The organism is Microbispora sp. ATCC PTA-5024 (assembly GCF_000511135.2).
Taxonomy (GTDB): domain Bacteria; phylum Actinomycetota; class Actinomycetes; order Streptosporangiales; family Streptosporangiaceae; genus Microbispora; species Microbispora corallina.
Window position 1 is genome coordinate 903,158 of sequence record NZ_KI866524.1, and the last position, 8,542, is coordinate 911,699.

7 protein-coding genes are annotated in these 8,542 nt (G+C 72.6%); 2 read left to right on the top strand and 5 right to left on the bottom strand.

What is annotated here, in order from left to right; translation table 11 throughout:
• Positions 1-297: hypothetical protein (locus tag MPTA5024_RS42560; protein WP_036328393.1), on the bottom strand; the 297-nt coding region annotated here is incomplete at its 3' end.
• A 220-nt stretch (positions 298-517) separates the two neighbouring features.
• On the opposite strand from MPTA5024_RS42560, the gene MPTA5024_RS24640 reads away from it, so the two are divergent.
• On the top strand, positions 518-1,333 hold the full coding sequence (locus MPTA5024_RS24640; protein ID WP_051458608.1) for a polysaccharide deacetylase family protein: 816 nt from the start codon (positions 518-520) through the stop codon (positions 1,331-1,333).
• Here MPTA5024_RS24640 and MPTA5024_RS24645 read toward each other — a convergent pair.
• The 4 genes from MPTA5024_RS24645 to MPTA5024_RS24660 form a co-directional block, all read right to left on the bottom strand.
• Positions 1,281-2,492 (bottom strand): acyltransferase family protein, encoded by a 1,212-nt coding sequence (locus MPTA5024_RS24645; RefSeq protein ID WP_232326622.1) that lies wholly within the window; start codon positions 2,490-2,492, stop codon positions 1,281-1,283. The two genes, MPTA5024_RS24640 and MPTA5024_RS24645, sit on opposite strands and share 53 nt — an antisense overlap.
• Positions 2,493-2,540: 48 nt before the next feature.
• On the bottom strand, positions 2,541-4,088 hold the full coding sequence (gene guaA, locus MPTA5024_RS24650) for a glutamine-hydrolyzing GMP synthase (protein WP_036328395.1): 1,548 nt from the start codon (positions 4,086-4,088) through the stop codon (positions 2,541-2,543).
• A 76-nt stretch (positions 4,089-4,164) separates the two neighbouring features.
• Entirely contained in the window at positions 4,165-5,850 is a 1,686-nt protein-coding gene (locus tag MPTA5024_RS24655) for a GMC oxidoreductase (RefSeq protein ID WP_036328397.1), read from the bottom strand.
• 11 nt (positions 5,851-5,861) lie between these two features.
• Positions 5,862-7,418: a succinic semialdehyde dehydrogenase gene (locus MPTA5024_RS24660; protein WP_036328400.1), complete on the bottom strand. Its 1,557-nt coding sequence runs from the start codon at positions 7,416-7,418 to the stop codon at positions 5,862-5,864.
• Positions 7,419-7,555: 137 nt separating this feature from the next.
• Between MPTA5024_RS24660 and MPTA5024_RS24665 the strand changes: the two genes are divergently transcribed.
• Positions 7,556-8,542: serine/threonine-protein kinase (locus MPTA5024_RS24665; protein WP_036329402.1), on the top strand; the 987-nt coding region annotated here is incomplete at its 3' end.

The following is an 8,542-nucleotide window of genomic DNA, read 5'->3' on the forward strand; positions in this document are numbered from 1 at the left end:
GGGACCGTGCCCGCCCCGCGCCTCGGCGGCATCGGTGCCGGACGCCTGCCGGCCCCGCGTCTCGGCGGCGTCGGCGCGCCCGGCCGGACTCCGGACCTCGGTGGGGCGGCCCCGCCGGCCCTCCGCTCGGGACCCGTCGCCGGGGGGCCCGGACGCCGGGACGGCGACCGGGACCGGGACGGACGCGAGCGGCGTCCAGGGACCGGGGAACCCCTCGACCAGGCGGTCGAGCAGGCCGGGGCAGGACTCGAACCCGACCCACGCCCCCCACGCCGATCGGGCGGCGGCACGCGACACCCGCCCTCCTCCTTCGGCCGTTCCTCATCACGATGACCGGGCCAGCATCGCGAACGGCGCCCGCGCGGAGGGCGCCGTAACCCCGTTCTTGGCCGAAGGTTTAACCGCTCCCGCCCTGCGCCCGGCCACCGGCGGAGACCGGACGTGATCGGCCCGATACCGGCGAGGGCGGGCGGGCACAGTACGATGCCGCGTGAAAGATCCCCCGAGGAGGTCCGCCATGGCCGTTCGCCGTTCCGTCCCCCTCGCCGCCGCGTGCGCGCTCGCCCTGGCCGCCCTGCCCCTGCAGACAGCGCAGGCCCAGGCGCAGGCTCAGAGCCAAACCGCCCGGACGCAGGCCCTATCGGCGAGGACGGTCGCCACGACGACCGCGAAGAAGCCCGCCAAGGACGACGAGCCGTTCTGCGCCACGCACCAGTGCATCGCGCTCACCTTCGACGACGGCCCCGCCGACTACACGGGCACGTTGCTCAAGACGCTCAAGAAGTACAAGGCCAAGGCCACGTTCTTCATGATCGGCGAGCGCGTGAAGAAGCACCCGAAGCTCACGGCCGAGGTGGCCAAGGACGGCCACGAGATCGGCAACCACACCTGGGATCACAAGTACCTGACCGACCTGACGTACGCCGAGATCAACAAGGAGATCGGCGACACGCAGCGGATCATCAAGAAGACCACGGGCAAGGACCCGGTGGTGTTCCGCGCTCCCGGCGGGCTCCGCAACGGCGGCGTGCAGGAGCTGACGGCCAAGTTCGGCCTGATCCAGATCCCCGGCACCACCGAGACCAAGGACTACATCAAGGACTACCGGCACGTCGACTTCCTCACCCAGAAGGCGCTCGACGTCGCGGGCGAGGGCGAGGTCGTCCTGATGCACGAGACGGTCAAGGAGACGATCCAGTCGATGCCGGCGGTGCTGGAGGAGCTCACCCGGCAGGGCTACAGCTTCGTGACGGTCTCGACCCTGCTGGAGGGTCAGGAGCTCATCCCGGGACAGGTATATCCCGAGGCTGTGCCGACGACCGACGCCGAGTGATCCGGCGGCCGAGCCGCTGGCCGGGCGCCTCCACGTACCGGTGGGTCAGCCAGCTCAGCGTCAGGAGCACGGCCAGGTAGCCCAGCGTGACCGACGCCTGCGCGGCCGCCGGCAGCGTGCCCAGGTCGCCGGCGAGCACGTTGAGGTAGCGCAGCAGCGGGTGGTGCAGCAGGTAGACCGAGTAGCTGATCAGGCCGAGCCAGGTCAGCACGCCCGGGACGCGCCGCCCGCGCAGGGCCATGCCGGCCGCGAAGGTGGCGCCGGCGAGGGCGATCGTGGTGATCCACACGTCGGGCTGCACCCACCACCAGCCGGCCTGGATCGACCAGACGGGGGCGACCGCCACCAGTAGCGCCGCGGCCACGACCGGCGTCAGGCCGCCGGTGCCCCGCTCCCACCGCTGGATGGCCGTCCCGGTGAACATCACCGCGAGGATCGCCGCGCCGAACCACGGCACGAAGCTGCCGAAGACCAGCAGCACCAGCGCCATGGCCCCCAGCGTGTACGCCGCCAGGGTGCGGAGGCGGCCGGTGATCAGGCAGGCGATCCCGGCGACGAAGACGGCGCACGCCGCGATGGCCGGCCAGTGGCCCGGCAGGAGCGGCGCCGACAGCACCAGCCCGGCGCAGACCGCGACGATCCCGAAGGCGATCGCGAGCATCCCGCTGCGCCGGTGCACGCCGCCGACGAACAGCGCGGTCACCAGCAGGTAGAAGACCATCTCGTACGACAGCGTCCACATGGGGTCGGCCACGCCGCCGACGTGGACGACGTCGAGCAGCATGGACAGGTGAGCGGCCACGGCCGACGCGTGGCGGGGCACAGCCGGGCGCACCGGCACCCAGACGGCCAGCACCAGCACGACGGCGATGACGAGCAGGTACAGCGGGTACAGCCGGAAGAGCCGGCTGATCCAGAAGGCCCGCACGTCGCCCCTGCCCTCCAGCGACACGGGGATGATGTAGCCGCTGACGAGGAAGAACACGAGCACGCCGTACATGCCGAGGTTGAACCAGTACGGCCGCAGCGACGGCATGAGCCAGGGCAGCATGTGCTCGGCGACCACCGCCATCGCCCCGATGCCGCGCAGCGCGTCCAGCCACGCGAGCCTTGTGGCGGGGGCGGTCGGCGGCGCTGTGACGGGCTGAGTGGCAATCACCGCGCTACCCTATCCAGAGGCGCGAAGATCACACCGTTTGATCCCCGATCATTCCCATTCGATCGTGCCGGGCGGCTTGCTCGTCACGTCGACGACGACCCGGTTGACCTCCCGCACCTCGTTGGTGATCCGGGTGGAGATGCGCGACAGCACGTCGTACGGCACCCGGGCCCAGTCGGCGGTCATGGCGTCCTCGGAGGTGACGGGCCGCAGGACGACGGGGTGGCCGTACGTGCGGCCGTCGCCCTGGACGCCCACCGAGCGGACGTCGGCCAGCAGCACGACCGGGCACTGCCAGATGTCGCGGTCGAGGCCGGCGCGCGACAGCTCCTCGCGGGCGATGGCGTCGGCCTCCCGCAGCAGGTCGAGGCGCTCGCGGGTGACCTCGCCGATGATCCGGATGCCCAGCCCGGGGCCGGGGAACGGCTGGCGCCACACCATCGCCGGGGGCAGGCCCAGCTCCTCGCCGGCCCGGCGCACCTCGTCCTTGAACAGCGTGCGCAGCGGCTCGACGAGCTGGAACTGCAGGTCTTCCGGCAGGCCGCCGACGTTGTGGTGCGACTTGATGTTAGCGGTGCCGGTGCCGCCGCCCGACTCGACCACGTCGGGGTAGAGCGTGCCCTGGACGAGGAAGTCCACCGGCCCGTCGGCGAGGATGGCCCGCTGCTCGTCCTCGAAGACCCGGATGAACTCCCGGCCGATGATCTTGCGCTTCTCCTCGGGGTCGGTCACGCCCGCCAGCGCCTTGAGGAAGCGCTCGGAGGCGTCGACGACGCGCAGCTTCACGCCCGTGGCGTCGACGAAGTCGCGCTCGACCTGCTCGGCCTCGCCCTTGCGCAGCAGGCCGTGATCGACGAAGACGCAGGTGAGCCGGTCGCCGATGGCCCGCTGGACGACGGCGGCGGCCACCGCCGAGTCGACGCCGCCGGACAGGGCGCAGATGGCCCGGCCCTCGCCGATCTGGTCGCGGACGGCCTCGACCGCGTCCTCGACGATGTTGAGCATGGTCCACGACGGGCGGCAGCCGGCCGCGTCGAGGAAGTGCTTGAGCACCGCCTGCCCGTGCTCGGAGTGGAGCACCTCGGGGTGGAACTGCACGCCGTACAGGCTGCGGGCGGGGTCCTCCATCGCCGCGACCGGCGTGGTGCCGGTGGAGGCGGTGACCGCGAACCCCTCGGGAGCGCCCACGACGGAGTCGCCGTGGGACATCCAGACCGTCTGCAGGGACGGCAGACCGGCGAACAGCGCGCCCTCGCGCAGGACGGTGAGGGGCGTGCCGCCGAACTCGGCGGCGTCGGTCCTGGCGACGTGGCCGCCGAGCGCCTGGGCCATGGCCTGGAAGCCGTAGCAGATGCCGAAGGTCGGAACGCCGGTCTCGAACAGGCCGTGGGGCACGGCCGGGGCGCCCTCGGCGTACACGGACGACGGGCCACCGGACAGGATGATCGCCTTGGGCTTCCTGGCCAGCATCTCCGGCACCGGCATCGTCGAGGGGACGATCTCGGAGTAGACGTGGCATTCACGCACCCGGCGGGCGATCAGCTGCGCGTACTGCGCGCCGAAGTCGACCACCAGGACCGTGTCGAACTCAGACACCGGAAGATACCCCCAAAGGCAGCGAGCGGTACGGCCAGTCTATCGGCGCGGTCACACCCGGCCGCCCACCTGCGCCTCAGGCCGGGGGCGGCGGTTTGATCTCCACGATCGGCAGGCGGAGCGCCCCGGGGGCCGCCGCGGGCACGACCGGCCGGGCCGGCGCGACCGGCGCGAGCCGCGCGTACGGCGAGCCGAGCGGCGGGCGGGGGTCGGGGTCCCCCTTGTTGGGCCAGAACGCCATGGCCCGCTCCGCCTGGGCCGTGATCGTGAGGGAGGGGTTAACGCCGAGGTTGGCCGAGACGGCCGACCCGTCCACGATGTGCAGCCCCTCGTGGCCGTACACCCGGTGATAGGGGTCGATGACGCCGGTGTCCGGGGAGTCGCCGATGGCGCAGCCACCGAGGAAGTGGGCGGTCGCCGGGACGTCGAACAGGTCGAGCCAGGACCCTCCCGGCATGCCGCCGATCTCCTCGGCGGCCAGCCGGACGGCCTGGTGGCCGGCGGGGATCCAGGTGGGATTGGGCTCGCCGTGGCCCGGCCCCGCCCGCAGCCCGCGGCCCCGGAGCGACACGGTGACCGAGTTGTCCTTCGCCTGCATGACGAGGGCGATGATCGAGCGCTCGGACCACCGCCGGTGGTTGAACAGCCGCGGCACGAGGTGGGGCCGGCGCAGCGCCGCCCCGAGGAACCTCAGCCAGCGCGGGGCCCGGCCGCCGCCGTCGACCAGCAGCGTGCGGAGCATGCCCATCGCGTTCGATCCGTCGCCGTACCTGACCGGCTCGATGTGCGTCTCCGCGTCCGGGTGGATGGAGGAGGTGATCGCCACGCCGCGGTTGAGTCTGGTCCCCTTCGCGGCCAGGCGCTCGAACCCGAGCAGGGCCTCGGAGTTGGTCCGCGTGAGCACGCCCAGGCGGGGCGACAACCGCGGGAGCGTGGTCGCCCGCATCCGGTGGAGCAGGGCCTGCGTGCCGTACGTCCCGGCCGCGACGACCACCTCCCGGGCACGGAACGTGCGGGCCCGTCCGAACGGGCCGGTCCGTTTTGCGGCGACCTCGTAGCCGCCCTCGACCGGCCGCACCCCGGTGACCGTCGTCTCCGGGTGCACGGTCGCCCCCGCCTTCTCGGCGAGGTAGAGGTAGTTCTTGATCAGCATGTTCTTGGCGCCGTGGCGGCACCCCGTCATGCACTCGCCGCACTCGACGCAGCCGCGGCGGCGCGGTCCGGCCCCGCCGAAGTACGGGTCGTCCACCTCGACGCCGGGCTCGCCGAAGAACACCCCGACCGGGGCGAGGTGGAAGGTGTCGCCCACGCCCATCCGCTCGGCCACCTTCCGCATCACCTCGTCGGCGGCCGTCACCGTGGGGTTGAGCGTCACGCCGAGCATGCGCTTCGCCTGGTCGTAGTACGGCGCGAGCTCGGCCTTCCAGTCGGTGATGTGGCCCCACTGGGGGTCGGCGAAGAACGGGTCGAGGGGCTCGTAGAGCGTGTTGGCGTAGACCAGCGAGCCGCCGCCCACGCCTGCCCCGGCGAGCACCATGACGCCGTTCCGGCCGCGCAGCACGTGGATGCGCTGGATGCCCTTGAGACCGAGGGCGGGCGCCCACAGGAAGTCGCGGGCCCGCCACGAGGTCTTCGGCAGCGTGCGCTCGTCGAAGCGGCGGCCCGCCTCCAGGACGCCTACCGCGTAGCCCTTCTCCGTGAGCCGCAGCGCCGCCACGCTGCCGCCGAACCCCGACCCGATCACCAGCACGTCGTAGTCCATGGGCGCGCCGCTCACTTGAGGTGCAGCCGCTTCATCGTCTTGAGAAGGCCGGCGAGGGTGTCGGCGTACCGGTCGTAGCTCATCCCGAGGATCGGCTCGAAGCCCATCCAGGGCGCCTGGCTGGCCACGGTCTGGACCTCCGTGTACTTGAGCAGGCCCTCCACCCCGTGGCGGCGGCCGAGCCCGGACGACTTCATGCCGCCCATCGGGGCGTCGTACGAGCCGTAGGCCGAGCCGTACCCCTCGTTGACGTTGACCGTGCCCGCCTTGATCCGGGCGGCCACACGGCGGCCGCGCGCCGCGTCGCGGGTCCAGATCGAGGCGTTCAGGCCGTAGATCGTGTCGTTGGCCTGCTCGACCGCCTCGTCCTCGGTGCCGAAGCGGTAGATCGAGACCAGCGGGCCGAACGTCTCGTCCCGGCACACGTCCATGTCGCCGGTCACGCCTTCAAGGACGGTCGGCTCGTAGAACAGCGGCCCGAGGTCGGGCCTCGCCCGGCCTCCGGTCAGGACGGTGGCGCCCTTGGCCACGGCGTCGGCCACGTGCGCGGCCACCCCGTCCACCTGACGCTGGAAGGTCAGCGAGCCCATCTGGACGTCCCAGCCGAGGCCGGGGCCGACCGTCATGTTCTCGACGGCGCGGACGAACTTGTCGCGGAACGCGTCGGCCACCGACTCCTGCACGTAGAGCCGCTCGATGGAGATGCACAGCTGGCCGGCGTTGGTGAAGCAGGCTCTGATCGCCCCCTGGGCGGCCAGGTCAAGGTCGGCGTCGTCGAGCACGATCATCGGGTTCTTGCCGCCGAGCTCCAGAGAGCAGCCGATGAGCCGCTTGGCGGCCTCCTCCGCGATCTTCCGGCCGCCCCGGGTCGAGCCGGTGAACGCCACGTAGTCGGCCCCGTCGATCAGCGCGTCGCCGATGTCGGCCGGGTCGCCGATCACGACCTGCCAGATGTCCCGCGGCATGCCCAGCTCGGCGAGCAGGTCGATCGTCCACAGCGTGGACAGCGGGGTCTGGGCGTCGGGCTTGTGGACGACCGCGTTGCCCGCGATCAGCGCGGGGACCACGTCGGTCACGCCCAGCGCGAGCGGGTAGTTCCACGGGGTGATCACCGCCACCGCGCCCTTGGGGTGGCGCAGCTCGGTCACCCGCGTCGCGACCGGAAAGATGCCCTGCCGCCGCTTCGACTCCAGCAGGCGGGCGGCCCGCCGGGCGAAGTAGAGCGTGCAGCCCACCACGTCGAGGAGCTCCTCGTTCGCGTGGCGCCTGGCCTTGCCGGTCTCCCACTGGACGATGTCGAGCAGCTCCCGGCGGCGGTCGATCATCGCGTCGTGCAGGCGGAGGAACGGCGCGACCCGCTCCCGGACCGGCAGCGCGGCCCAGGCCTCCTGCGCCGCGCGGGCCGCGGCGTAGGCACGGCGGACGTCCTCGGCGGTGGAGACCGGGACCTCCGCCAGGACGTCGCCCGTGAAGGGCGCGCGGATCTCCTGTGTCTTGCCCTCGGAGGAGACGTGCGTGACGAGCCGGTCCACAACGCCCGCGTCGAGCGTCCGATACATGGCACTCATGGCGGAAGAATATTCCGGAGCGTGGCCGATGGCTACCGGCTGGTAATGCAACCATCAGGACACGACGCTTCCAGCCTCCCGGAGGACAAGCCAGAATCCAGATATGCCAGAAATGGATCGCCGGTTCGCGCGCCCTCATGCCGCCTGCTGAGGTCGCCCCCCTGCGCGCGGGAGAGCCGGGCCGGCTAGGCGCCTACCGCCTCGCGGGGCGGCTGGGCGAGGGCGGCCAGGGCGTCGTCTACCTGGGCGAGGGGCCGTCGGGGGAGCAGGTCGCGATCAAGTGGCTGCGGCCCGACCTGGCGGCCGACCCGGACATGGTGGAGCGCTTCCTGCGCGAGGTCGCGGCGGCCAAGCGGGTCGCCCCCTTCTGCACGGCCCAGGTCGTCGAGACCGGTGTGGAGGCCGAGCGGCCGTACATCGTGAGCGAGTACATCGAGGGCCCCTCGCTGCAGAAGCGCGTGCTCACCGGCGGTCCGCTCGCCGGTCCAGCGCTGCACCGCCTCGCCGTCGGGACGGCCACCGCGCTCGCGGCCATCCACCGCGCCGGCATCGTGCACCGCGACCTCAAGCCGGCCAACGTCATCATGGGACCGGACGGCCCCCGCGTCATCGACTTCGGCATCGCCCGCGCCCTCGACGCGTCCTCGACGCTGACCTCGCGGCCCGTCGGCACCCCGTCGTACATGTCGCCCGAGCAGATCATGGGCCACGCCGCCGGGCCGGCCGCCGACCTGTTCGCGTGGGGCTGCACGATCGTCCACGCCGCCACCGGGGAGAGCCCGTTCGGCAACGACTCGCTGCCCGCCGTCATCAACCGGATCCTGAACGGCGAGCCGAAGCTGGGGAACCTCCAGCCGCCGCTGCGGGACACGGTCGTCGCGTGCCTGTCCAAGGACCCGAACGCCCGTCCCACGGCCGAGCAGGTGCTGCTCGGGCTGCTCCAGCACACCGCGCCGACCCCGGCGATCCTGGAGGAGGCCGCGGCCGCTGCCGCGGCTCCCCCGGCGCCCGGCCCGGGTTCGGGCGCGGGCCCCCGGCCGTTCTCCTCCGGGCAGTCCGCGCCGCCCCCCTCCTCCCGCGTGGCCGGGCCGTCGCCGTCGTCATCCCCCGCCGCCGGACCGCGG

Bases quoted from the DNA above. Each gene is read 5' to 3' on its own strand.
- MPTA5024_RS24640 (WP_051458608.1), top strand. From the start codon at position 518: ATGGCCGTTCGCCGTTCCGTCCCCCTCGCCGCCGCGTGCGCGCTCGCC.
- MPTA5024_RS24660 (WP_036328400.1), bottom strand. From the start codon at position 7,418: ATGAGTGCCATGTATCGGACGCTCGACGCGGGCGTTGTGGACCGGCTC.
- MPTA5024_RS24655 (WP_036328397.1), bottom strand. From the start codon at position 5,850: ATGGACTACGACGTGCTGGTGATCGGGTCGGGGTTCGGCGGCAGCGTG.